This is a genomic window from Marinomonas sp. ef1 (genome assembly GCF_002806845.1).
In the GTDB taxonomy this organism is placed as follows: Bacteria; Pseudomonadota; Gammaproteobacteria; order Pseudomonadales; family Marinomonadaceae; genus Marinomonas; species Marinomonas polaris.
This window is the reverse complement of sequence record NZ_NHTT01000009.1, coordinates 82,622-106,071: the sequence shown is the minus strand read 5'-3', so window position 1 is coordinate 106,071 and position 23,450 is coordinate 82,622. Positions and strand designations below refer to the sequence as shown.

Genomic DNA, 23,450 nt, shown 5'->3' with positions numbered 1-23,450 from the left:
CAGCTCAAAGTATAGGTGTATTTTTCTGTTTTGCCAACATGCTTGAAATGGTTACTAGAAAAACACGCCTAGCCTAACGTCCTTTTAATTCATCAAATGCCTTGATAGCCGCTAGTCTTGCAGGTTTATAGTCGATAATTGGCTTTGGGTAATGGCATTGTTTTCTTTGTTCCGGTTTTGGATCATGAATGGACTTTGCATCTAGCTTGGCGAGTTCAGGCACAAAACGTCGAATGAAATCACCGTTCTTATCATAGGTTTGCGATTGTCTGGTTGGATTGAAAACACGGAAGTAGGGCGCAGCATCACATCCTGTTGATGCGCTCCATTGCCAGCCGCCATTGTTTGCAGCGAATTCACCATCGATCAATTTGCTCATAAAATAGGCTTCGCCTCTGCGCCAGTCTGCAAACATAAGTTTGGTAAAGAAGCTAGCAGCCACCATTCTTAAGCGGTTGTGCATCCAACCGGTTTGGTTAAGCTGACGCATAGCGGCATCAACAATAGGAAAACCTGTTCTACCTTCGCACCATGCCTGAAACTCTTCTTCGTTTTGTCGCCAAATCAACGCGGTTGTTTCCGCTTTAAACGGCTGGCTTTTACAAAGAAAAGGAAAGTGTGACATCAGTTGACGGTAGAAATCTCGCCATGCGAGTTCCTTTAACCAAATGCTGTCTTGCCAACGTCTTTCCTCTTGATTACATATGTAGAAAATCGCTTCCAAGCATTGTCTTGGGCCCAAAGCTCCAAGTGCAAGATAAGGTGATAAAGTGCTGGTAGCAGGTTCAATCGGATAGTCTCTGCCTTCTTGGTAATGGTGTTCTTTGTGGTGACAGAACTGCCAAAGTTTTTGTTTGGCTGTATCGTGATCGGCAGGCCATAAATCGTCTCGAAATGGTTTCTCCCATGTCAGATCCAAATTGGGTTCTGGCAACGCTTTAGCCTGTGGCTCAGGCGCTGGTAGGGGCGTTATATCTTGCTGAGCGAGCATGCCTACCCATCGATTAAAGAAGGGCGTGAAGACCTTGAATGGTGTGCCTTGCTGGCTAAGTACATCTTGGGGAACAATAATATCTGTCGCCTGAACATGAGCACTAATTTGGTGTTGTTGCAATTGCTCGCATACTGCTTTATCGCGCTGTTGCTCGTGAATAGGCAGATCGCGGTTAAACCAAAGGTGTTTGATATTATTACTTAGACAATATTCTGTGATTATATCCGGAAGCTGATCAAAGGTTTTAGCCTCAAGGATATGCAGTGGAATGCCAAGCGTTGCCAGCGTCTTTGCTAAGTTTTTGATTAGTCCAGCACGAAGCCCTGTTTTAGCGCCTGATTCGTTATGTTGTACCCACTGTGCAGGTGTGGGAGTAATAATAACGGCAATGCTTTCTTTAGCTGAATTCGCTTCTAAAGAAGCAAAATAAAGAGCTGGATTATCTAGACAGCGAAGGTCGTTTCTTAACCAAACCAGATGTGTAATCTTCATTCTACTGCGTTACCTTAAACCGTATTACGGATGCCAAGAGGCGATGGATATGGGATGAAATAGCTTTGCTCGTTGATGTATTCACTGCCGTAATGTTTTAGATAGTGATGGAGCAAGGTGACAGGTGTGGCAAGATTAACTTCGCCACGGCGGTACTGCTCAACCACATCCAAAATATCTTTTCGAACGGACACATCCACAGCGTGCTTTAAATAACCCACAAGATGCATGAGTACATTGCAATGATTTTTACGCTCTGCTGGTTTTGAGAGTGTTGTCATCAAGGTTTCAAAGTACGCTGTTTTTAATTCGTTAAAAGGTCTTGGATCATTACCTGAAAGCATACGTCCTAGTTTGCGATAAATCGGTTGAGAATGCGCCATGACCATATATTTATAGCGGCTATGGAAAGCAATAAGGTCTTTCATCCGAGCGTCTTCGCCCATACTGTGACGAAAATCGTGATGGGTAAAAACGCGTAATAAAAAATTCTCTCTTAACGCTGGGTCATTCAAACGACCATCTTCTTCCACTGGCAATAATGGATAGCGCTGTTGCAGTGCTTTGGTAAAAAGACCTGCACTTCTTTGCATGTGAGGATGACCATTTTCTTGATAAACCTTGATACGTTCCATACCGCAGCTTGGGGATTTTTTCATCAAGATGTAGCCATCCAAATGCGATAGATTTTCCAGATACTTGTTAGACGCAGCCATGAATACGTCAGAAACATCTTCTTCAGAGTTTTTGCTGAAGACCATTCTTGGTTCGTCTGGATTGCCTTCTAAGCGAAGTGTTGGGCGAGGCGTACCAAATCCAGCAGCAACTTCAGGGCAGAATTTTTGATAATCAAAATAATGGCTTAGTACTTTGTCGCAATAATCGGAATGACTGTGTCCACCGTTGTAGCGTACGTTTTCACCTAATAAACAGGCACTAATTCCGACAGGAATCTTATGTGTTAGCTGATCTGGTGATGGTTGAGAATGCGGCATAGATAAGTCCTCCAATGGACAACGTCATTGTTCTATTTTGAATCTTTAATATGATTAATGAGAGACATTGCGCTGAGTAATGCGCCTTCTGCATCGCCTTGGCATAACCAGTCACCGATTAGTCCTACATTGTGCTCAGGCGACCAAGCAAAGGGATTATTACCTTTATTTTCGGCAAATCGGCTGAAAAACCAACGATGCGGCTCGCTATGTTTTAAAATCCTGTGTTCGGTTATTTCGGCAAAAGCTTGCAGCAAAGTTTGAGTGATCCATTCTTTATCTGAATCTAGGTGTTGCTTCGTCCAGTTAGAATCCGTATGGATGACCCAGCGGTCGACTTTTTCACTGTGGCGCATTGGCTTGTAGTTGTCTTTTATCATGCGTTTGATTGGGGAGTTTTTAGGTTCAATCAGTGCATTTAAATCGCAAGATTCTGTTTCTAACCACATAGCCCACTGTGATTGATAAGACGCGCTAGCCTGATTTGCTCTCAGTAGCAGCACGGCTAGTTTCTCGTGTGAAGACAGTATTGAAGCTGCTTGTGGCGCTGGCGCTGCGATGATTATTTTTTTTGCAATCACGACAGGCTGATATTTATCATCTCTTAATAACCAGTTTGGCTGATCATCGCCTTGTTGTGTTATCTGATCCAAATGGTGAATACGAGTGTTAGTAATGAAGCTGGCATTTTGAACCCAGTGACGAGTGATGGCGCTCATTTTTGGTACACCAACAAAGGCTTGTGAGCCCGCTTTACTAAGCTGTTTCCATGGGGCTGCCACATGTTCTTTGGTAAGTTGTTTGAACAGATTAAGTATGTCTGGGTGCTTAGCAACAACATAAGGCGTACCGAGATCACAACTGATGTCGCCTTCTAGTTTTTTGCTGCTAGCTCGACCACCACTGCCGCGGCTTTTGTCTATTACGCAAACGGATTGGCCTGACTGGGAGAGCAAATGCGCACACAAGCAGCCAGCCAGACCTGCGCCAACAATGGCGATGTCAAAGGTTGGAGTGTGAATTTGACCGGTAGTTAATGTGTTCATCTTATTTTTCCCAGTGTTTATGTTGCTTTTCTTATACAATATAGAAAATCGTATAAGAAAAGCAACTACTTGTACAAAAAAATATTTGTATAGTTTTTTTTTGATGGTTTGGTTTTTTGTTGTTATAGAAGTTTAGGTCACAATGGGTTTATTGCCTTAGATGAATGATGATTTATTGGAAAAATGTATGAGTCAGTCAAATCAAAATGCGGAAGCAAAAAACCAAGAGCCTTTAGATGAATTAGCGCTATTGGACGGCTCTGAATATTTTCCCATTCGCGAGTTATCCTTAAGAACTGGGGTGAACTCCGTCACATTGAGAGCTTGGGAGCGACGTTACGGCTTGTTAAAGCCAAAGCGCACTGACAAGGGTCATCGATTATATGATCAAGGCGATGTGCAGCGCGTAGAAGCTATATTACGCTGGATTCAACAGGGTGTGGCTGTCAGTAAGGTGCGAGCTTTGCTGGAGAAAGGCGCGACGTTCGATGGCGTTGTTCCGTCAAACGAATGGTTGGAATGGCAAGAGTCCTTGGTAAAAGTGGCAAGGGCTTTTCAAGAAGATAAAATTGAGCAGATGTACCAGCAAATTTTTTCTCAATATCCTGCTGAAATCGCTATACGAGATTGGTTGTTACCAAGCTTCGAACAGTTGGGGAAAGGTGCTGCCTTGGCATTTTGTGAGTCAGTGGTGCTGTCGTGTTTAATCGCTCGTGTAAGTAATTTTAAAACGCAGCAGAAGAATGCGCCTAAGGTGTTGATTACCGGATTAGTTTCCCAGCGCAGCCTTTGGTGCTTCATGGCAGCAGCTATTTTATTAGACAAAGGTTTGTCTTGTTGTGTCGTTCCAAATACACAGCATAGTAACGATTGGTCTAGCTTGGTTGAAGGTGTTCAGGCCCAATCTGTATTGGTTTTTTGTGAAAATGAATTGGTCAATAAAGCGGAGGAGTTGATTAATCAAATGCAGCAATGGCAGCTGCCAGTTGCAGTGATTGGTGCGAGTTTTTGGTTGGCTGCTCATAACTCTGATGTAACGGATCTTGGAAAGGTTAAAGTCTACTCTGAGGCGTTGGAAGGTGTGATCGATTTCATGGAGAAGATTTCAAAGTAGAAAACTATTAGATGTATATCTATAATATATTTTTCTTATAGATTGGTCTGACTTACTCTTCTTTTAATCAAACTAAAGAAAGAAGGGGATTCAACATGGCTAAAACAATGACTTTTGCAATTATGCACTTTTCAATAGCATTCTCTGTTGCGTATCTCATTACGGGGAGTTTGTTAGTAGGTGGTTTAGTGGCAATCGTAGAGCCTTCGATTAATACCGTAGCATTTTATTTTCATGAGATTGTTTGGAATAAAGTTCAACAAGCTGACGTTGCGTCTGAATTGAGTAAGACAATTCAAGCAGCAGGGGAAAATTACGCGTTAAGATCGATGTGATTTTCAGTCTCTACAGGTTTTCAGTCTCTATAAAAAGAAACCCCACCGGCACAGTACGCTAGTGGGGTTCGGTATCTGTATTAAAGCTAGATTAATAACACTTAAATTATTTAAGTGTTATTTCATAGGATTTATCAAGAAGTACAGCACAACAGCAACCGCGATTGGCGCGGTGAACTTCATCGAAAAATTCCATAGTTTAAATACAGTGTCTGACAAGTTTAGTTCGTCTTTTGCAAACTTGTTCTTAACGATCCATCCTGCAAACAGTGCAATCAAAATTCCGCCTAATGGCAGCATGATGTTTGCTGTAATGTAGTCTAAGAAATCGAAAGTATTTTTGCCGAAGAGGGTTACATCAGACATAAAGCTGAATGAACCTAGACATGCAATGCCTAATCCCCACACCACGATGCCTAAGCCAATAGACGCTGTGATACGCTTCATTTTGAAGCGCTCAACCAAGAAGGCAACCGTAGGTTCTAGCAAGGAAATCGCAGAGGTCCATGCAGCTACGCCGACTAAGACAAAGAATAAAACACCAAACAACTGACCGAAAGGCATTTGACCAAAGGCAACTGGCAAAGAAATAAACATCAAGCCCGGACCTGCCGCAGGATCCATACCGTTAGAGAAGATAATTGGGAAGATGGCTAAGCCAGCAACCAAAGCGACCAGCGTATCCAGTGCACCGATAGCCAATACAGTCTTACCGATGGACGCATCTTTGGTCATGTAAGAGCCATAAGCCATGATGGTGCCCATACCCAAAGATAGGGTGAAGAACGAATGGCCTAATGCAATCAAAGCTGCGTTCCAGGTTAACTTGCTGAAGTCAAACTCGAACATGAAATTCCAACCTTGCGCAAAACCGCCAGTGGTCATCGCATAGCCAAGTAGGATAATTAGCAGTACAAACAAGGCTGGCATCATAATGCGAGTCGCAGTTTCAATGCCTTTATTGATGCCCGCAGCAACCACAACTACCGTCATAATGCTGAACAGTGTATGCCAAGCTAAAAGTGTTGCAGGGTCAGCAAGGAGCGCGCCGAAGGCTGCACCAGCATCATCAGAGGAAATGCCATTCATTTCACCTGTTAGCATGACTTTAATGTAATAAAGTACCCAGCCACCAACAACAGAATAAAATGAAAAGATAAGAACGCCAGACAGCATTCCCATTAAACCGATTAACCCCCAAGATTTGGAGCTTCCAGATTCTTCAGCGACGTCACTTAAAGCGTCTATAGGGTTTTTGCGCGCACGACGACCAATAAACACTTCAGCCATCATGATTGGAATGCCGACCAGCAAGATGCAAACCAAATAAACAAGAACAAATGCCCCACCACCGTTTTCTCCAGTGATGTAAGGGAATTTCCAGATGTTGCCTAAGCCTACAGCGGAACCTGTTGCCGCTAAAATGAATATCCATCGACTCGCCCACGAGCCTTGGATAGATGTTTTATTTGTCATAGTTATCTCTAAATAATTGAAAGCAAAATATATAAACAGCGATCGGAGCTGGTTTTTTTACCCATACCAATGCTTCCCACTTCACCAGCATGAATGAATGCTGATAAGCAAAACTCCGAATAGGGGCGGGATTTTCCGAATTTCGATGCGGATATGCAACTAAAAATGTTCTTTTATGATGTTTTTCGCTATTTAGTGTGTGCTTTTCATCCTATAGCCTGTCTAGCTTTAAGGGAAATGTTATGGTTGTAATGGTTAGTCCTCTAAATAAAAGTCTGGACTTGATATTACTTTCAGGTAGAATGATTAGACATCAAATCAATTTGATTTTAAAAATCAGTTAAGTAACATTAACTTCATATAAATCAGTCATTATAGTTATTTATAGTTACATGATTTGTAAAATTAGCTGGTTAATAATGCTTTGTTTTCTAATGGATGTGATTATGAATTCAGAAAAAATTGTGTTTACTAAACCTAGTGCGATAGATGGAATGGCAGTAAATCAGTTGGTGGCATCTTGTCCGCCATTAGACACCAATTCGGTATATTGTAATTTGCTGCAAGCTAGCCATTTTAGAGAAACGTCGGTCGCGGCTAGCCTTGAAGGCGGTGAAATGTTGGGGTTTGTCTCTGGTTATATTATTCCTAACCAAATAGATACACTGTTTGTTTGGCAAGTTGCTGTTAGTGAAAAAGCTCGCGGCCAAGGCTTGGCGAAAAAAATGGTTTCATCATTGCTTGAACGATCCAGCTGTTCAGGTGTGCGTTACATAGAAACAAGCATTACGGCATCAAATGAAGGTTCTTGGGCTTTGTTTCGTCGTCTTGCTGACCAGCTAGAGGCTCCTTTAGAAGAATCTGTGATGTTTGATAAGCAGGATCACTTCAAAGGACAGCATGATACCGAGTACCTAGTCAGGATTGGTCCATTTCCCGTAAATAAAAAAGCCCATAAATTAAGAAGCCTATAAATCAAAAAGCCATATGAATTCACAAGCTCAACGAATTTATATGCAGCGAGTTAGGAATGCGATGAGTCAGAAAATCATATTTTCACACTCAGTTTTTGCTTTCTATCCTCGTACTGAAATTACTATCTATGAACTTAAAGGATGATAACAATATGAAAATTTTTGACGAAATCGAATCAGAAGTACAATCTTACGCACGCTCTTTTCCACGTGTTTTTCACCGTGCACAAGGCGCGTATTTATTCGATCAAGAAGGTAACAAATATCTAGATTTCTTGGCGGGTGCAGGTACATTGAACTATGGTCACAATAACCCTATCTTTAAAGAAAAATTAGTGGAATACATACTAGACGACGGCATTACACATGGTCTAGATATGCACACCAAAGCCAAGGGCGAATTTCTTGAAGTATTCAAAAAGCATATTCTTGAACCTCGTGATCTAGAGTACATGGTGCAGTTTACTGGACCTACTGGTACGAATGCGGTTGAAGCAGCGCTTAAGCTAGCTCGTAACGTAACTGGTCGTGAAAATATTATTAGTTTTACTAATGGTTTCCATGGTTGTAGCTTGGGTGCATTATCGGTAACGGGTAACTCACATCATCGTGGCGCAGCGGGTACTAGCCTTGGTGCTGGTGTTTCTACCGTACCGTTTGATGGCTATTTGGGTGAAGGCATTGAAACAACTGAATACCTAGACAAAGTATTGTCAGACTCTAGTAGTGGTGTTGATACACCTGCAGCTGTAATTGTTGAAACGGTTCAAGGTGAGGGTGGTATTAATGCTGCAAGCTTTGGTTGGTTACAGAACTTAGAGGCAGTTTGCAAAAAACACGGTGTTCTATTGATCGTCGATGATATTCAAGCAGGTTGTGGTCGTACTGGTACTTTCTTCAGCTTTGAAGACGCTGGTATTAAACCTGACATTGTTACCATGTCAAAATCATTGAGCGGTTACGGTTTGCCATTTGCTGTCGTTCTAATGCGTCCTGAATTGGATGAGTGGAAACCAGGCGAGCATAACGGTACTTTCCGTGGTAATAACCTTGCATTCGTTACTGCAAAAGTAGCTATTGAAACTTACTGGAAAGATGATGCGTTTGAAAAAGAGATTAAACGTAAAGGTGAGTATATTCATGAGCGTACACAAGCCATCGTCAATGAATTTGGTGAAGGTAACTTCACACTTCAAGGTCGAGGCATGATGCGTGGCATCAACTGTGTAAGCGGTGAATTAGCTGGCAAGATTACCAAAAAATGTTTCCAAAATGGTTTGATGATCGAAACCTCTGGTGCAGATGATCAAGTAGTGAAATTCCTTTGTCCTCTTATTATTAGTGACGAAGATCTAAAACAAGGTATTGATATTCTAGAACGTGCCATTCGTGACGTATGCGCCAAAGAAGATGATATGCCAGAAGCAAAAAGCTACTTTGATGAGAACTACGACATCGCTGTCTAGTTCCTCTTCTATAAAAGCCGCCTTCTTATTTTGAGGGTGGCTTTTGTCACATGCTTGAGTGAAGCAAATAGTAAGTCAAAAACCTCAAGTTTCTTCCGGTAACTCTTTATCGGCATTTAAGCGATCTTCGGATCATAAGGAGAAAAGAATGTTTGCACGTGATTTAGCAGAATGTGAAAAAACCGAACGCCGTGTTGTGTCCCCAGATGGTAATTGGGAAAGCACACGTCTTTTGTTAAAAGAAGACAATATGGGGTTTTCTTTCCACATAACCACTATTTATGAAGGCAAAGATTTTGATATGCATTATCAAAATCACCTTGAATCTGTGTACTGCATTTCTGGTGAAGGCGAAGTAGAAAGCCGTGAAACAGGTCAAAAACACCATATTAAACCGGGTGTTGTATATGTGCTTGATAAACATGATGCACATACCTTGCGAGCTTTTAAAGAATTGAAACTGGCTTGTGTCTTTAATCCGCCAATTACGGGTAAAGAAGTACACAACTCAGAAGGTGCTTACGAAATTCTAGAGTAAGCCTAGAAAGCTATTTATCAGATCATGTCGTTAACGGTAAGGAGATAATAAGGAGTCGCGATTATGTCATCGGTTCTAGCATCTGAATATTTATATGATGACTTTACTAATCAGAAAGTTGCTAAGCAGAAGCTTTTCAGTTCAAAATTTTCTGATAAAAATAGTGTAGATTCACTGAGTTCTGATGAGATTAAGCAAGATCAATATCCATCCAGAATCTATTCAGAACCTATGCATATCAAGCGCCAAGATCCTATTATCTACTCTAATTATCGACAAAAAGCGCCTCTTGAAGAGGCGCTTTTAGATCAATACGAAAAGAAAGGTTTTTTGTTTTTGGATGATATTTTTAGTGACGAAGAAGTCATTAATATGCAGAAACATATGCAGTATTTACGTGATGATGGCGAGATCAAGCAACGCGAAGAAAGCGTTACAGAATCCAGTAGTGGAGATATTCGCTCAGTATTTGATGTACATAAACTAGATGCTTTTATTCAAGGTGTGGCTGAAGATCCAAGATTAGTTCGAATCGCAGAGTATCTTTTAGGTGATGAAGTTTATCTTCATCAGACGCGATTGAACTACAAGCCGGGTTTTCGCGGTAAGGAGTTTTATTGGCATTCAGATTTTGAAACATGGCATGTGGAAGATGGTATGCCACGTATGAGAGCCTTGAGTATGTCAATTACATTGACCCCTAACGATTACCACAACGGCCCCTTACTGTTGATTCCCGGCTCACATCTTACTTATATATCCTGTGTCGGAGAAACACCGGAAAACAACTATCTTTCTTCTCTTAAAACGCAAGAGGTAGGCGTTCCAGATGATGCTTCCTTACGGTCATTAATTGAAAAAAATGGCATTGAAGCTGCAGTTGGTCAACCAGGCAGAATTATTTTGTTTGATTGCAATGTGTTGCATGGTTCAAACGGTAATATTACATCATCGCCTCGTTCGAATTTATTTTTTGTCTACAACGCTTTGTCGAATCGTGTAGCTTCGCCATTTGGTAACACGACTCCAAGGCCTGAATACATCGCGGCTAGGAAGTCGATTAAAGCGCTTAAAAAAAGCGATTAATGCTTAAATTTTCCGCAACCTTATGACAATATAGCGGCAGTTTTGGATTTCGGCATAAGTTGGCTTTTAGCCCCTTAACATATTGGAAAAATGATGGGACAACATACAGTTGAAAAAATTGGCGGTACGTCTATGAGTGACTACCGTTCAGTTAGAGATAATATAATTTTCAAACCCACTTTAGTGAACAACATGTACCAACGTGTTTTTGTTGTTTCTGCTTATGCTGGTATGACCGATAAGCTGTTAGAGCACAAGAAAACGGGTGATGCTGGTGTATTTGCTTTATTCGCTCAAGAGCGTAAGCAAAACAACTGGTTCCCAGCATTACAAGATGTTCGCACGGCTATGTTAGAAATTAACCATAGCTTGTTCGAAGCGGGTGAATTGCGCCATAAAGCAGACGCATTTTTAAATAGCCGTTTGCAAGAAGCACAAGAGTGTCTTGAAGACCTACATCGCCTTTGTCAGCACGGTCATTTTTCGATTAGCGAGCATCTTGCTACTGTACGAGAAATGCTTGCTAGTCTTGGTGAAGCGCACAGTGCTTGGAATACAGCACACTTGTTACAACGCGATGGCGTGAATGCTGTGTTCGTTGACTTGACTGGTTGGAATAGCCCAAGCCACATGTCGCTTGATGAGCGTATCTTAGATGCATTTAAAGACGTTGATTTGAGCAAAGAACTTCCGATCGCTACAGGTTATGCTCACAGCGAAACAGGTCTAATGTCTACTTTTGATCGTGGCTATAGTGAAATGACGTTCAGCCGAATTGCGGTTTTGACTGAAGCTCATGAAGCTGTGATTCATAAAGAGTTCCACCTAAGCAGTGCTGATCCTCGTTTAGTTGGTGAAAGCAAGGCCGTGCCAATTGGTCGAACCAACTACGATGTAGCCGATCAGCTTGCTAATCTTGGTATGGAAGCTATCCATCCCAAAGCAGCAAAAGGTTTGCGTCAAAGTGGTATCTCATTGCGTGTGAAAAATACTTTTGAGCCAGAACATACAGGTACGCTTATCACCGGTGATTACGTAAGTGATGCGCCATGTGTTGAGATCATTGCGGGTTGTCGTGGTGTATTTGCCGTAGAACTATTCGATCAAGACATGGCCGGTGATATTGATAAATTTGATGTGGATATTCTTAAAGTATTAAGACAATTTCACGCTCATATTATCGCTAAAGATATTAATGCGAACACCATTACACACTATTTGGCGATCAACCTGAAAACCTTGAAGCGTGTCATGAGAGTATTGCATGAGCGCTTTGCGGATGCTGAAATTACACAACGTAAAGTAGCAATTGTTTCTGCCATTGGTAGCGATATGAAAACCACAGGTATGCTAGCGAAGGCGGTAAAAGCTATTGCAGAGCAAAACGTCAACGTATTGGCTATGCACCAATCTATGCGCCAGGTAGATATGCAGTTTGTTGTTGATGAAGAAGATTACGAAAAAGCAATCTGCAGCCTTCATAAAGAATTGGTTGAGGTTCATAACCATGGTCGAGCGATCTGCTTAGCTTCTTAATTAAGCTGTATGGTTATTTAAAGCCCCAAGTATCTATGATGATAATTGGGGCTTTTTTGTGGTCGTTTAAAGTTTGGGGATTTTGCGAGCATTAGCAAGAAAACATGCTAATCCTTATGAACAATCGGAGAGCCTTTGTTAAACTCATCGGCTGTTACCGCCTTGCTAACATAATAGCCTTGGCCAAAATCACATTGGAACGCCGCCAGCATTTTCCATTGTTCTCTAGTTTCTACACCTTCCGCTAATACTTTGATATTGAGTTTATGAGCCATGGCAATGATCGCTTCGACGATTTTGCGATCATCTGGATCATTCTCTAAATCCATCACAAAACTACGATCAATTTTTAGCAAATCTACAGGAAGGTTTTTAAGTTGAGATAGCGATGAATACCCAGTGCCAAAATCATCAATAGCGATACAAATACCCATGTCTTTTAGTGTTTGTAACAAATATCTAGCGAGATGTATGTCTTCAAGAATAGAGGTTTCAGTGATTTCAAAACCAATTAAATGAGCCGGCACTTGATATTTTCCAAGCAGCTCTTGGACTAAAGCTACAAAGTGAGGATCTGATAATTGTTCTGACGCAAGATTGATATGTAATAGAATATCAGGTCTACCTTCCTGTTTTCGCTTTGCTAGGTAAGCGATACTACTTTCCAGAACCCAATAGCCCAATTCAACAATTTTTCCTGTGCTTTCCGCGAGAGGAATGAAGTCATTAGGGAAAATTACACCTTTTTCTGGGTGGTTCCAGCGAATTAGTGCTTCAGCACCAAAGACACGATTGGTGCGAATATTAAATTGTGGCTGGTAATACATTTCAAATTCATTTCTTTGTAACGCAAGCGTTAAATCTTCTTCCGCTTTAATTAAGTTATGCGTGCTGATCTTCATTTTTTCAGTATAAAAAGCATACTGATTTTTACCCTTTAGCTTAGCTTGATACAGTGCCATGTCGGCATTTTGCATGATGGTGACTAGATCATAACCATGCTCTGGAATCATCGCGATACCCAATGACGTGCTTAAAATATACTCTCGTGAATCCATTTTAATGGGAGTTCGAATGCTCTCTAGTATTCGATTCGCTTGTTCACTAGCTTGTTTTTCATCGCCAATGTCCCCCAGTAGGATCCCAAATTCATCACCACCCAAGCGTACAACAAGATCAGACATGGCTTTTAGTTTGTTTAATCTGTCTCCAACAATAACAAGTACTTGGTCCCCAACATCGTGTCCGATGGTGTCATTAATGCGTTTAAAGTTATCTAGATCGAAATAGATAAAAGCAGATATCCGTTTACGCCTCTGGTTGTTATGCAGGGTCTTGGGTAAGCTATCTTGTAAAAAACGTCGATTTGGCAAGCCAGTTAACGGGTCTTTATAGGCGAGCTCTTGAAGTTCTGCGGTTTTTTCTTTGACTAATTTTCTGAGTTTTAATGGCTGGATTAGGATGGCATATAAAGCAAGAGAGAGTAAAAATGCCACCGCAAAGCTGATGGCATAGCCAGTTATCTTTCGCTGTTTTAACTGTGTGTCTAATGCTCGGCTTATTCGCAGAGTCCAAGTGCCCACTGGCAGAATTAGATTTGTCGAAGCTTGAATATCAGAAAGTGGTGTAACTGAGTCTGATAAAACGATGATTTCCTTTGTCGCAGCATGCTTTCTTGACAGGCTATACTGATAACCCTCACTTTCTAGTTGTTTTAATTGTGTTGCTTCTAATAAATTGTCTAAATAAATAACTGCTGAAGCAAAGCCCCAGAATAGCTCTCTTTGTGTTCCTTTATGCAAGAAAATAGGGGCTCGACTGATGACGGCAACGCCACCTTGAACTAATGCGACCGGACCTATGACAAACATCTGATGATTTTTAACAGACAGCATAGCCTCTTCTTTAAAGCCAGGTGTTGATATGACGTTAAACCCTATGGCGTTTTCGTTTCCTTTCAGAGGATAGATATCAGAAATAACACCATCGGGCGCAAGCTGAAGGTTTTCAATACCACCGATTGACTCGATTAGCTTGTTTGCATAATTAGGAAACCACTCACCGCTACCGCCATTTTGTTCTACTTCATAAGCTAGAATTTGTGCTGAGGTGAAGGCAGACGAAAGTCGTCTTTCTAGAACGGATGCTTGTGTTCTAGATATGCCACTTAAAAGAGACTGTTGCTGATTCACTATGGATTTGTTTGTTGACTGAGTCCAATAGCCCCCACAAAAAGCAATAATGAAGAAAGCAACGAATGAAAAAAATAAGGCGGAAGGCTGCTTAAACTCTGCTTTCTTCAACTAACGATCCTTCACTTGATAAAAAATATACCGAAAATAATACAGATAAATTCTTTATTAGTATTTAGTTTTTTTGTAAGCCTGAATAATCGGTATTAGAGTAAAAGCATTGGAGCTTGAGTGATGACTGGTTGAGAGGCTTAGTAGGAAAATATTTCCTGTAGAAGGAAGCGACCACTGTTTTTTTTGTAGACAAAGCAGTGGTCGCTAAGCTTATGCTAGCGCTAAAAATAATCCAGCGATAGCAATTAGACTACCTGTTACGCGAGTCACAATAGGTGCTTGGAAGCGGGCAACAGCCATACCAAAACCGATACCAGCAACATGCAATAGTGCTGTTGCTGCAGCAAACCCCAGTGCGTATTCTGCGCCATTAGCATCTAATGGCATTTCTAAACCGTGTGCAGCGCCGTGAAAAAGAGCGAATAAGCCAGCAATACCAGCACAAACGGTAACAGGGAAACGTGCAGCACCAACTAACAAAGCCCCCATTAGAATCACAGACAAGACAATACCTTGCTCGATGAAAGGAACTTGAACGCCAGCAACAGCTAAACCGCCACCAACCAACATAGTACCAACAAAAGCCGCAGGCACAGCCCACAAAGCACGACCGCCAAGGCTAGCAGCCCAAAGGCCAATGGCTAGCATAGCCAATAAATGATCCAAGCCACCCATAGGGTGCATGAAGCCTGTCATGAAACTGGTTGAGTGTTCGTGTCCTGGGTGAGCAGATGCAAGAGCTGGTATTGCGGCAACAAGTGCGGCTAATCCCATTTTAAGCGATGAACGCATGGTGTTGTCTCCAAAAAAGTATATGAGTATGAAAGACCTTACAAAATAGTCTTCTCTAAACCACCGCTCTTGCGGCTGGAAGCGAGAATTCTAACATACCCACAGTTAGGGTAAATTGAATGATGTTGCCAATAGGTAACGAAATATTCTGTTTACATAAGAAAAGTTGAGATAAAAGGGACTTCTCTTTGTTATATTATTTTAAATCTGTGTTTAAACACCCATTGCCAGCGATTAAAAATTAATAAGAGATACACGGAGGTATAGCAATGCTAATGTTTTATTTAGGTTTAGCAATTATTGGGACACTTATTCCTTATGCGGCTTTTGTTCCTTGGCTGCTGCAAAATGGTTTAGATCTACCACAGTTCTACATTGAAGCAATGGCTAATCCTATCAGTATTTTTGCATGGCTAGATGTAATTGTGGCAGCGATCACACTATTGGGTTTTATTGTTCATGATGGCCAAAAGAACCAAGTTAAGTGGCGATTTATAGCAATAGTTGGAACGTTAAGTGTTGGAGTGTCCTGCGGATTACCTTTGTACCTCTATTTACGGGAAAGGCAACGTTGTGCAGAACCAAGTAGAAGCAAATAAGAGTATTATTTAACAACAAACTTAAGGGCAAACTATGACTTTCCATCTATGGACTTTGTTTTTCTTAGCTTACTTGGTGACCACACTGTCGCCAGGGCCGAACGTATTATTAGTGCTTAAAAATAGTATTCAATTTGGTTGGAAATCTGCCTTTATTACGATTTTTGGTAATTTGACCTGCCAATTTTTGATTGTTTGTTTGGTTGCCTTGGGCGTTGGTGCACTCTTACAAACATTGCCAGTTTGGTTTCTGGTGATGAAAATATTAGGCGGAAGCTATTTGATTTACCTTGGGATTAAAGCGCTACGATCCAAAAAGAAATCTACTTTTGATGCTATAGATAATACAGTTGTCACTAAGTCGACTAAAACCGGACGTGCATTGTTTGGTGAGGCGTTCTTAGTCTCAGCAAGTAACCCTAAAACATTGATATTTTTGTCGGCCTTCTTACCCCAGTTTTTAACCCTAGAATCGCCAGCGTATCAACAGTTTTCGGTCATGTTTATTACTATCTGCGCTATCGTTACTAGCGTGCATATCGGCTATGCTTTTGGCATCGCTCGCCTAGGAAAACGCTTTTCATTAAAAAACATGGAAGCAAAAATCACCAAAATAACAGGCGGCTTGTTTATCACCATGGGTGGTGGAATATTGTTGAGTAATCGATAAGGCAAATATAAAGAAGAGGGCTCGCTTTATGGCTAGTGGTTGGGCGCAAGATGGTGCGGTGCAAGATCAAATAGACGCAACGGTTGACTCTGAAGTGGAGCGTGCAAAAAATAGCATGCCAAAAGGGGAGAGCCTGACCCATTGTGAAGAGTGCGATGCTTTGATTCCTGAACCTCGGCGCAAAGCCATTCAAGGAGTGCGTTTGTGCATTCAATGCCAGTTCGAGCAAGAGAAGAAAGGCCGCTCTGCTTTGTATAATCGTGCAGGCAGTAAAGATAGCCAACTAAGATAAGATCCGTAAGTTATTTTCTTCTGTTTCATTGATCTAAATACCACTGTTATTCACTGAATCTACGTATTTATCGTCGAATTTTGCCTGCTTGATCTTCTCCATTATGGTAAGGTTTCGCCTATCTAAAAGAGTGTTTTGGCTATGAGTCTGATGCTCTGTTTCTTTCAGAATAAATAAGGATGAGGTTGTGGCAGACACTTACTCAACAGAAGTAAATAAATTAGAAAAGTTGCGTGCGGCTTGGTTGCCTGCAGTAGAGTTTCTTTTTGGCGAAGCCGTTGTTGAAGCCAAATTTGATGGCTTTGAAGCCAGTGATGACATTGCTAAACCAAGTGCCGTATTTGAGCACGCTGATGAACCATATCGTTATAAGATTCAGATGCCAGCTCGAGTATTCAGTAACGATGTCATGTTATTGGCGGATGTAATTCAAGAAATGGTACGTGGTCAATATCCTGTTGGTTTTGAAGGCACTAAAACGCCAGCATTGTGTGAAGGAGTCGCTGTTTTTGGTGCGATTACTGCTATCAAGCAAGTGTTCGGAGAAGAGTCGGTTGACTCGTACTTGAACGCATTGCGTGAGCAAGCTTTTCCTTATTACGACGCGTTCTCTTATGTTGCGGTCTTGTTAGCTGAAGACCCACAAGCGATCAAGAAATTACGTGGTGTTCAGCCTTTCTTATACAAGGTAGAGCGAGCGGATTTTGAATCGGCACAAGTAGAAATAGATCGTAAAATCAAAGACATTCTTTTATTAGCTTTTCGTGCTTAATCAATAAAATTGAGCAAAAGAAATAAAAATGCCGCGTGATCGCGGCATTTTTGTATTCTTGAATACTTACTTGAACAGTGTTTAATTCTAGCCCTTCAATTCAGACAGTTCTTCACTGAACCAAATTTTGCGTTTAAAACGTGGGTTTTTAGACGACATATCGATTTTGTAAGGGTTTGGCTCGTGAGTTTGTGGCAAATCCAGAATGTTGCAAAGCTCTTGAGCAAGCCATTTTTCCACTTTTAATACGACCATTTTCTTACGTAAACGACCTTGTTCATCACGATTCAAAATCGTTGGTAAGGTATTTAGTGTTAAAATCTCGCCAATCGCTGGATGCGCCATACGCTCACGACCTTCATCGCTGGCATAAAAATGCGATACTGCAAACACCATACGTTCAGGATTGATTTGTTGTAAGAATTGGCAAGATTTCACTACGGTAGAACCGGTACGAACCATGTCATCGAACAACACAATGCTTGCGCCGTCTAAGCCGTCAAAAGTGTGTTCGCTTTCTTTATGCAGAGTGATTTCTACTTTGCGTTCAGCGGTACGGTCTTTATCAAGCATGATGAATTTAGCTTTGCTGAGACCTAGAGTTTTGAACATTTCTTTAACGAAATCGCGTGCGCCTTTGTCTGGTGCGCAAAGAACAAGCCCTTCGCCGTCTTCGCCGTAGTTCAGGATGTTTGAATTCAACAAGTAATGGGCGTAAATCTCATAAGGGATTAAGTTATGGAAGTCGCCTTCAAACACTTCAGTAAACATCTTTTGCACAGAATCGGAATGGTTGTGAATCGTCATCACAGTATCCACACCAGACAGCTTTAATAGCTGAGCATAAAGCTTAGCAGTGAAAGGCTGACCATCGAATTTTTTAACGTCTTGGATATCACGTTCAAAACTGGTTTCGCCTAAGCTCTGATGAGGGCCACGATCTTGTGCGCTGTAGAATAAGTCTGGCTCAACCAAAATAACGCGGTCGGCACCATTTTCTTTTGCAGCACGAGCGATAATCAGGTTAGACATCGCTAGTTCTTGGCGACTTTTTACATGACTGCCAGTACTAACTATGATGACAGCCTTACCCTTGAGTTTGCGGCCAATGTTATCGAAATCTGCTTCGTCAGAAATAAAACGTGGGCAGAATTCGGAGTTCATGAACTGTTTCATACTGATCAAATCAGCGATGTCTTCGTGTTGACCCATTGCATAAGCGACATCAATAGCAAACGGATTATCGGAAGAGTTACTAACAACGACGACATTAGTAGCCTGACCGGTCGACAAAGTCATGAGAGATCCTTAACTAAGGGTAGGGGAATTTGCGCTGATTTTAATACTTGTAGGCTTTTTTCGATAGGGCTGATTGAGGATAAATGGCATTTTTATGTCGATTAGGTGTTACATGATATTTGTGACAGGTGTAAACCGATGTCATTCTACGTTTTCTTAAAGCCCTTTATTAGGATGAATAGATCAGGGAGCTCCAGTGCTGCTATATTTTGATTTTAATCATTTTTGTTAATAGCTATAAACTTTATAAGGAAGCAAGCATGAGTACGACGGATATTCGTAACATAGAAAAAACGCTATTATCTGATAACTGGTATACCTTGAATAAATTTTCTTTTGAGTTGAAAGGCCAGAATGGTCAGTGGCAATATCAAGAGCGTGAGGCGTACGATAGAGGTAATGGCGCAACGATTCTGCTCTATAACATTGAAAAAAAGACCGTAGTGTTGACTCGACAATTCAGAATGCCCACTTACGTAAATGGTAATCATGATGGGATGCTGATTGAGTCTTGTGCAGGTCTATTAGATCAAGATAATCCCGAAGATTGCATAAAACGAGAAACGGAAGAGGAAACAGGCTTTAAAGTTGAACACGTCACAAAAGTCTTTGAAGCTTATATGTCGCCAGGTTCTGTCACGGAAATGCTGTACTTTTTTGTGGCTGAATATTCAGACAACATGAAGATATCTGATGGTGGTGGCCTTGAGCATGAACAAGAAAATATAGAAGTGCTTGAATTAGACTTTCAGCTAGCCTGCTCTATGGTCGATTCTGGTGAGATTAAAGATGGAAAAACCATCATGTTGCTGCAATACGTTAAGTTAAACGGCTTGCTCTAATGTAAAAGCAAAATTTGCTGCTTACCTGAGGGTATAGAAGCATCATGTTAGCCATTAAACAGCTTATTTCTTCGGTGGTAGAAGAGAAAACTCTTTATTCAAACGAAATTGATGAGGAAGATAAACCGGCTCGGTTGGTGGTGAATGGTTCCAAATGGCTTTCAAGGTGGCCATTGTGGCAGGTCCATATAAGCTTGCAGGAACGCCAACCGAGTTTAGCCAACTAGCAATCCAAGGGTTCAGCGGGTTGTCATCAAAGCCAAAAAAAGTGATGTCTTCCAGAGGATCTAACCCCGCTTCCTGAGTGAGACGATATGCTCCATAGGCTAGCATATCACTTAGACAGACAATGACATTCGGTCTTTTGGGCATGTCTAAAAAGGTTTGCATACTTTTATACCCGACCTCAAGATGATTAAGCCCTTCTATGTGAGCATGAGGGACATCATAGGGATAAATGCCTGCTTCTGACAACCTATCTAGCAGACCTCTGCGTCGTTCCGCCGCGGCAGTAAAACTCAGTGATGCATGAATGATCCCAATGTTTTTCTTTCCATGCTGTAGAAGTAAATTTGCGACATCAACACCGGCTTGGTAATTATTGATGCCAACATAGTAGCTATTCTTTTGGTCTGGAGCGGGGCGATTAATAAAGAGCAATGTCGTATCACTGTTACGGTAATCAGTTAAAAGCTCACTTTGCACCGCGCCAATGATGACAACTGCACGAGCCAGTTGAGACTGCATCTCGCGTAAGTATTCGTCTTGTATCTTTGCCTCTTCATGAGTATCACACAAGGACATAATATAGCCTTCGTCCCTTAACGCCCACTCTATTGATGAAGCAATTGCCGACATCGTAGGGTTGGCCAAACTAGCGGCTAATACACCAACCATACGACTTTCCTGGCATCTTAATGCTCTGCCAATACTTGCTGGTCTGTAGCCGAGTTCCTCAACCGCTTTTTTGACTTGCAGAATAGTTTGCTCTGACGCCTTGTTCGTAATTCCATTGATGATACGAGAAGCTGTTGCTGTCGATACCTTGGCATTAGCCGCCACCATAGCTAAAGACACCTTGCTGTTGGTGGTGTGCTTTTGTTTTCGGCGCTGGCTTGGTGGCATGCAGTTTCCTTACTAGGAGGTATTGAAGAGTTAAGATTTTATCTTCGTTTGGTGGGAGCAACAAGCGAGGAAAAGGTTTTGTCAGTATAAGTAAGTTTTAGTACTTGAGAATGATGGATTGACCTGTTTATACTTCATTGGTTAATCGATTACCTAAACATTGCTTAAAGATACAATAATCGCTTTTAGGTGAGCTTTTTAAATGTTAAAAACAATAAAGATAATAAGGAAAGTTGTAATGATAAATAAACTAATGACCCGATGTACCTTAACGTTGTTGGTTGCTTCTTGTATCCCATTTTCTGCCGTAAGAGCAGAAAATAGAATTGATATCATTCGAGCCGATGCCCCTGAGCTTGCAGCTTATGGAGAGCAAACAGTAGGTGTCAGACAAATTGATTTTATTCATAAAAAACAGATCGACGTTTTAAACACGGATAATGACAGAAAAGATGGAGATGCTTTTCCGTATTATGATCGTCCATTAACGGTTGAAGTTTGGTATCCAGCATTAGCCAACGCCAAAGGTTCTAGAGTAATAAAAGCTTTCATCAGAGATGGCAAAACCAAAGTCGACTTACATGGTCAGGCGATTGTAGAAGCCAAACCAGCTAAAACTGAAAAAGCGTTTCCATTGGTGATTATTTCCCACGGTTATCCTGGAAACCGGTTTTTAATGGCGCCCATAGCAGAGAATATTGCTTCAAAAGGCTACGTAGTGGTGTCTATTGATCATACAGATTCGACTTATAGTACTTTATCCAAGATCAGCTCAAGCTTGGTCAATAGAACCAAAGATCAACTGTTTATCTTGGATCAAATTAGCCAGTTAGCAAAGGACAAAGCCTCCTTTTTGTATAACTTGGTGGATGTGAATAATACCGGAATTATTGGTTATTCAATGGGCGGATATGGCACGGTAGTGACAGTAGGAGGTGGTTTGACACAATATGCCTTGGATCAACGAGAAGGTCTTTTTTCGACACCTAAAGGCACGCTAGACCAGTATCTGAGTGGAAGCAAAGAGTATCTCGCCTTAGCGGATAGTCGAATAAAAACAGCTGTCACCTTTGCTCCTGCAGGTATGAAAAGACACTTCATGGATTCAGAAACGACAAAGGGAATTCGAGTTCCCATGTTATTTATAGCGGGTTCAGTGGACGACGTTGTTGGCTATGAAGACGGAGTGCGTTCTTTATGGAAGTCTGCATCCAGTGTTGATCGTTCATTGTTGACATTCGACTATGCAAATCACAATGCAGGCGCACCAATGGCGCCACCAGAAGAAGCCAACAAGGTGGACGCTGATTTAGGCTTTAATTTAACCATGCATTATCTTGATTCAGTTTGGGATAACGTACGCATGAACAATATTTCAACGCACTTTATTACGGCATGGCTAGGTAAATATTTGAAACATGATTCTGCTATGTCGAGCTACTTTGATTTAGTACCTCTTTCGAATGATGGTAAATGGAGTAAGGCAAAAAATGGTATGGATAACTCAGACAATACTTACTGGAAAGGTTTCCCTAATAGAAGCGCAAGTGGATTGAGATTTGAAACCTTAAAGGCAGGCTCTTAAAAACAGCTAAAAGCGTCACGAATTGATAACCTACTAGGCAAGATCCAAAAGTAGTTAATCAGGCTTTTGGGTCTTGCCTTCTATTGCGAAATTAGCTTGATTTGGTTTGTGTTATGGGAAAGTTGTTAGCTAAAGGATGATCTAAGGTTACGCTGTAATTTTTCCGGAATTGCATTGGGGTTACATTAAAGGCAAGTTTAAATTTTTTAGCAAAGTAGGCTGAGCAGTTGAAACCACTTTCGTAGGCAATGTCTGCGATTTGTTTATTACTTTCGGTCAGCAGTTGAACCGATTTCCGCAGCCGATAATTCAATAAATAGCTGTTTGGTGAGCAACTCAGAGCGTTGCGAAATATACGATAACATTCACTTTCACTGATGTTTGCAGCCTCACTTATATCGGCAATGGAAATGCGTTCTTCATAATTGCTGTGGATGAAATTTAGCAAGGATTGTACTCGCTTTTCATTGGTCTTTGCCGCGTTGTGAGTCGCGGTGATGTCTTGCTGATTGGTACAGAAAATATGCCAGAATTTCATTAGTGCAATGTTCATATAAAACTCGCGGTCAGAACCTTGCTCTTTCCATACTGCAAAGGCTGTCGCCAGCTCATTGATCACTTGCTCGTGCCAAGCTTTAGCGCCGGAGAATTTATAAAACAGCAGCTCTTTGTTATTGATAACAGGAAGCACATGCTTTTTATAAATTAGTCCAAAGCCCACACCACCAAGCATTTTTGGACTGAACACCACGTTCAGTATTCGACAGTCTTCAGTGCCATAGTTCGTTAGCTTGTGTAAGGTATTGGCATTGATAAAGACCATTTCTCCAGTTTTCACGATATCACTGGAATTAATACATTCGACTTTGGTGGCGCCTTCTATAACCAACACAACTTCTATTTCATCATGCCAATGCCACGGTACTTCGCCACCAACAAAATGTGAAAAACGTTCGTCATAAGATCCACAAGGAAAGTCATGACTACCGTGAATAGTCAGCTCTCTGCCATTTTCTTCTGTTTCAATCTTATAAATTTGCATAGCACCACTTATTGAACTCGCCTTGGTAAAATTGATGTTGATAGAATCGTTATATTTTAAGAGAGTATATACCT

General features: G+C 41.3%; 22 protein-coding genes. 13 read left to right on the top strand and 9 right to left on the bottom strand.

The window, feature by feature from the left end:
• Positions 1–73: 73 nt before the first annotated feature.
• From phrB to CCS02_RS14150, 3 genes are read right to left on the bottom strand one after another with little or no spacing between them, the layout of a single operon-like run.
• A complete protein-coding gene (phrB, locus tag CCS02_RS14160; protein ID WP_100636915.1) occupies positions 74–1,486 on the bottom strand; it encodes a deoxyribodipyrimidine photo-lyase in 1,413 nt (470 codons plus the stop codon).
• A 14-nt stretch (positions 1,487–1,500) separates the two neighbouring features.
• The gene (locus CCS02_RS14155) at positions 1,501–2,481 is read right to left on the bottom strand and encodes a YbgA family protein (RefSeq protein ID WP_100636914.1); all 981 of its coding nucleotides are present in this window, start codon (positions 2,479–2,481) and stop codon (positions 1,501–1,503) included.
• A 32-nt stretch (positions 2,482–2,513) separates the two neighbouring features.
• Positions 2,514–3,527 (bottom strand): NAD(P)/FAD-dependent oxidoreductase, encoded by a 1,014-nt coding sequence (locus CCS02_RS14150; protein WP_100636913.1) that lies wholly within the window; start codon positions 3,525–3,527, stop codon positions 2,514–2,516.
• Positions 3,528–3,714: 187 nt separating this feature from the next.
• Between CCS02_RS14150 and CCS02_RS14145 the strand changes: the two genes are divergently transcribed.
• Complete coding sequence (locus CCS02_RS14145) at positions 3,715–4,641, top strand: MerR family transcriptional regulator (RefSeq protein ID WP_232728886.1); 927 nt, start codon at positions 3,715–3,717, stop codon at positions 4,639–4,641.
• A 95-nt stretch (positions 4,642–4,736) separates the two neighbouring features.
• Entirely contained in the window at positions 4,737–4,976 is a 240-nt protein-coding gene (locus CCS02_RS14140) for a DUF2061 domain-containing protein (protein ID WP_100636911.1), read from the top strand.
• Between the two features lie 117 nt (positions 4,977–5,093).
• On the opposite strand, the gene CCS02_RS14135 is transcribed toward CCS02_RS14140, so the two are convergent.
• On the bottom strand, positions 5,094–6,452 hold the full coding sequence (locus CCS02_RS14135; RefSeq protein ID WP_100636910.1) for a sodium-dependent transporter: 1,359 nt from the start codon (positions 6,450–6,452) through the stop codon (positions 5,094–5,096).
• Between the two features lie 446 nt (positions 6,453–6,898).
• Between CCS02_RS14135 and ectA the strand changes: the two genes are divergently transcribed.
• From ectA to CCS02_RS14110, 5 genes are all read left to right on the top strand, one after another.
• The gene (gene ectA, locus CCS02_RS14130) at positions 6,899–7,426 is read left to right on the top strand and encodes a diaminobutyrate acetyltransferase (RefSeq protein WP_232728885.1); all 528 of its coding nucleotides are present in this window, start codon (positions 6,899–6,901) and stop codon (positions 7,424–7,426) included.
• Between the two features lie 152 nt (positions 7,427–7,578).
• On the top strand, positions 7,579–8,892 hold the full coding sequence (gene ectB / locus CCS02_RS14125; protein WP_100185963.1) for a diaminobutyrate--2-oxoglutarate transaminase: 1,314 nt from the start codon (positions 7,579–7,581) through the stop codon (positions 8,890–8,892).
• A 148-nt stretch (positions 8,893–9,040) separates the two neighbouring features.
• The gene (locus CCS02_RS14120) at positions 9,041–9,430 is read left to right on the top strand and encodes an ectoine synthase (RefSeq protein ID WP_012068875.1); all 390 of its coding nucleotides are present in this window, start codon (positions 9,041–9,043) and stop codon (positions 9,428–9,430) included.
• 63 nt (positions 9,431–9,493) lie between these two features.
• Positions 9,494–10,516, top strand: coding sequence for an ectoine hydroxylase (gene thpD / locus CCS02_RS14115; protein ID WP_269800431.1), 1,023 nt, complete (start codon positions 9,494–9,496; stop codon positions 10,514–10,516).
• Positions 10,517–10,609: 93 nt separating this feature from the next.
• Positions 10,610–12,052 (top strand): aspartate kinase, encoded by a 1,443-nt coding sequence (locus tag CCS02_RS14110; protein WP_072839565.1) that lies wholly within the window; start codon positions 10,610–10,612, stop codon positions 12,050–12,052.
• 107 nt (positions 12,053–12,159) lie between these two features.
• On the opposite strand, the gene CCS02_RS14105 is transcribed toward CCS02_RS14110, so the two are convergent.
• A complete protein-coding gene (locus tag CCS02_RS14105; RefSeq protein ID WP_100636908.1) occupies positions 12,160–14,355 on the bottom strand; it encodes a bifunctional diguanylate cyclase/phosphodiesterase in 2,196 nt (731 codons plus the stop codon).
• 213 nt (positions 14,356–14,568) lie between these two features.
• The gene (locus CCS02_RS14100; protein WP_100636907.1) at positions 14,569–15,150 is read right to left on the bottom strand and encodes a HupE/UreJ family protein; all 582 of its coding nucleotides are present in this window, start codon (positions 15,148–15,150) and stop codon (positions 14,569–14,571) included.
• A 269-nt stretch (positions 15,151–15,419) separates the two neighbouring features.
• Here CCS02_RS14100 and CCS02_RS14095 point away from each other — a divergent pair, with 269 nt between their 5' ends.
• The 4 genes from CCS02_RS14095 to CCS02_RS14080 all read left to right on the top strand — a co-directional run bounded on the left by CCS02_RS14095 (position 15,420) and on the right by CCS02_RS14080 (position 17,483).
• On the top strand, positions 15,420–15,749 hold the full coding sequence (locus CCS02_RS14095) for a DUF2834 domain-containing protein (protein ID WP_100636906.1): 330 nt from the start codon (positions 15,420–15,422) through the stop codon (positions 15,747–15,749).
• A 34-nt stretch (positions 15,750–15,783) separates the two neighbouring features.
• Positions 15,784–16,419: a LysE family translocator gene (locus CCS02_RS14090; RefSeq protein WP_100636905.1), complete on the top strand. Its 636-nt coding sequence runs from the start codon at positions 15,784–15,786 to the stop codon at positions 16,417–16,419.
• A gap of 28 nt (positions 16,420–16,447) precedes the next feature.
• Complete coding sequence (locus tag CCS02_RS14085) at positions 16,448–16,711, top strand: DksA/TraR family C4-type zinc finger protein (RefSeq protein ID WP_100636904.1); 264 nt, start codon at positions 16,448–16,450, stop codon at positions 16,709–16,711.
• 187 nt (positions 16,712–16,898) lie between these two features.
• Positions 16,899–17,483 (top strand): hypothetical protein, encoded by a 585-nt coding sequence (locus CCS02_RS14080; RefSeq protein WP_100636903.1) that lies wholly within the window; start codon positions 16,899–16,901, stop codon positions 17,481–17,483.
• Positions 17,484–17,570: 87 nt separating this feature from the next.
• Here CCS02_RS14080 and CCS02_RS14075 read toward each other — a convergent pair whose 3' ends face one another.
• Positions 17,571–18,782, bottom strand: a complete 1,212-nt coding sequence (locus tag CCS02_RS14075; RefSeq protein ID WP_072839572.1) for a phosphoribosyltransferase family protein — start codon at positions 18,780–18,782, stop codon at positions 17,571–17,573.
• A 260-nt stretch (positions 18,783–19,042) separates the two neighbouring features.
• On the opposite strand from CCS02_RS14075, the gene nudK reads away from it, so the two are divergent.
• On the top strand, positions 19,043–19,624 hold the full coding sequence (gene nudK / locus CCS02_RS14070; protein ID WP_100185970.1) for a GDP-mannose pyrophosphatase NudK: 582 nt from the start codon (positions 19,043–19,045) through the stop codon (positions 19,622–19,624).
• A 63-nt stretch (positions 19,625–19,687) separates the two neighbouring features.
• Here nudK and CCS02_RS14065 read toward each other — a convergent pair whose 3' ends face one another.
• The gene (locus CCS02_RS14065) at positions 19,688–20,749 is read right to left on the bottom strand and encodes a LacI family DNA-binding transcriptional regulator (RefSeq protein ID WP_100636902.1); all 1,062 of its coding nucleotides are present in this window, start codon (positions 20,747–20,749) and stop codon (positions 19,688–19,690) included.
• 238 nt (positions 20,750–20,987) lie between these two features.
• Here CCS02_RS14065 and CCS02_RS14060 point away from each other — a divergent pair, with 238 nt between their 5' ends.
• Complete coding sequence (locus CCS02_RS14060; protein ID WP_157808002.1) at positions 20,988–22,334, top strand: alpha/beta hydrolase family protein; 1,347 nt, start codon at positions 20,988–20,990, stop codon at positions 22,332–22,334.
• Between the two features lie 91 nt (positions 22,335–22,425).
• Here the strand turns inward: CCS02_RS14060 and CCS02_RS14055 are convergent, their stop codons facing one another.
• Complete coding sequence (locus CCS02_RS14055) at positions 22,426–23,376, bottom strand: AraC family transcriptional regulator (protein ID WP_100636901.1); 951 nt, start codon at positions 23,374–23,376, stop codon at positions 22,426–22,428.
• Positions 23,377–23,450: the final 74 nt, after the last annotated feature.

Bases quoted from the DNA above. Each gene is read 5' to 3' on its own strand.
- phrB (WP_100636915.1), bottom strand. From the start codon at position 1,486: ATGAAGATTACACATCTGGTTTGGTTAAGAAACGACCTTCGCTGTCTA.
- CCS02_RS14155 (WP_100636914.1), bottom strand. From the start codon at position 2,481: ATGCCGCATTCTCAACCATCACCAGATCAGCTAACACATAAGATTCCT.
- CCS02_RS14150 (WP_100636913.1), bottom strand. From the start codon at position 3,527: ATGAACACATTAACTACCGGTCAAATTCACACTCCAACCTTTGACATC.
- CCS02_RS14145 (WP_232728886.1), top strand. From the start codon at position 3,715: ATGAGTCAGTCAAATCAAAATGCGGAAGCAAAAAACCAAGAGCCTTTA.
- CCS02_RS14140 (WP_100636911.1), top strand. From the start codon at position 4,737: ATGGCTAAAACAATGACTTTTGCAATTATGCACTTTTCAATAGCATTC.
- CCS02_RS14135 (WP_100636910.1), bottom strand. From the start codon at position 6,452: ATGACAAATAAAACATCTATCCAAGGCTCGTGGGCGAGTCGATGGATA.
- ectA (WP_232728885.1), top strand. From the start codon at position 6,899: ATGAATTCAGAAAAAATTGTGTTTACTAAACCTAGTGCGATAGATGGA.
- ectB (WP_100185963.1), top strand. From the start codon at position 7,579: ATGAAAATTTTTGACGAAATCGAATCAGAAGTACAATCTTACGCACGC.
- CCS02_RS14120 (WP_012068875.1), top strand. From the start codon at position 9,041: ATGTTTGCACGTGATTTAGCAGAATGTGAAAAAACCGAACGCCGTGTT.
- thpD (WP_269800431.1), top strand. From the start codon at position 9,494: ATGTCATCGGTTCTAGCATCTGAATATTTATATGATGACTTTACTAAT.
- CCS02_RS14110 (WP_072839565.1), top strand. From the start codon at position 10,610: ATGGGACAACATACAGTTGAAAAAATTGGCGGTACGTCTATGAGTGAC.
- CCS02_RS14100 (WP_100636907.1), bottom strand. From the start codon at position 15,150: ATGCGTTCATCGCTTAAAATGGGATTAGCCGCACTTGTTGCCGCAATA.
- CCS02_RS14095 (WP_100636906.1), top strand. From the start codon at position 15,420: ATGCTAATGTTTTATTTAGGTTTAGCAATTATTGGGACACTTATTCCT.
- CCS02_RS14090 (WP_100636905.1), top strand. From the start codon at position 15,784: ATGACTTTCCATCTATGGACTTTGTTTTTCTTAGCTTACTTGGTGACC.
- CCS02_RS14085 (WP_100636904.1), top strand. From the start codon at position 16,448: ATGGCTAGTGGTTGGGCGCAAGATGGTGCGGTGCAAGATCAAATAGAC.
- CCS02_RS14075 (WP_072839572.1), bottom strand. From the start codon at position 18,782: ATGACTTTGTCGACCGGTCAGGCTACTAATGTCGTCGTTGTTAGTAAC.
- nudK (WP_100185970.1), top strand. From the start codon at position 19,043: ATGAGTACGACGGATATTCGTAACATAGAAAAAACGCTATTATCTGAT.
- CCS02_RS14065 (WP_100636902.1), bottom strand. From the start codon at position 20,749: ATGCCACCAAGCCAGCGCCGAAAACAAAAGCACACCACCAACAGCAAG.
- CCS02_RS14060 (WP_157808002.1), top strand. From the start codon at position 20,988: ATGATAAATAAACTAATGACCCGATGTACCTTAACGTTGTTGGTTGCT.
- CCS02_RS14055 (WP_100636901.1), bottom strand. From the start codon at position 23,376: ATGCAAATTTATAAGATTGAAACAGAAGAAAATGGCAGAGAGCTGACT.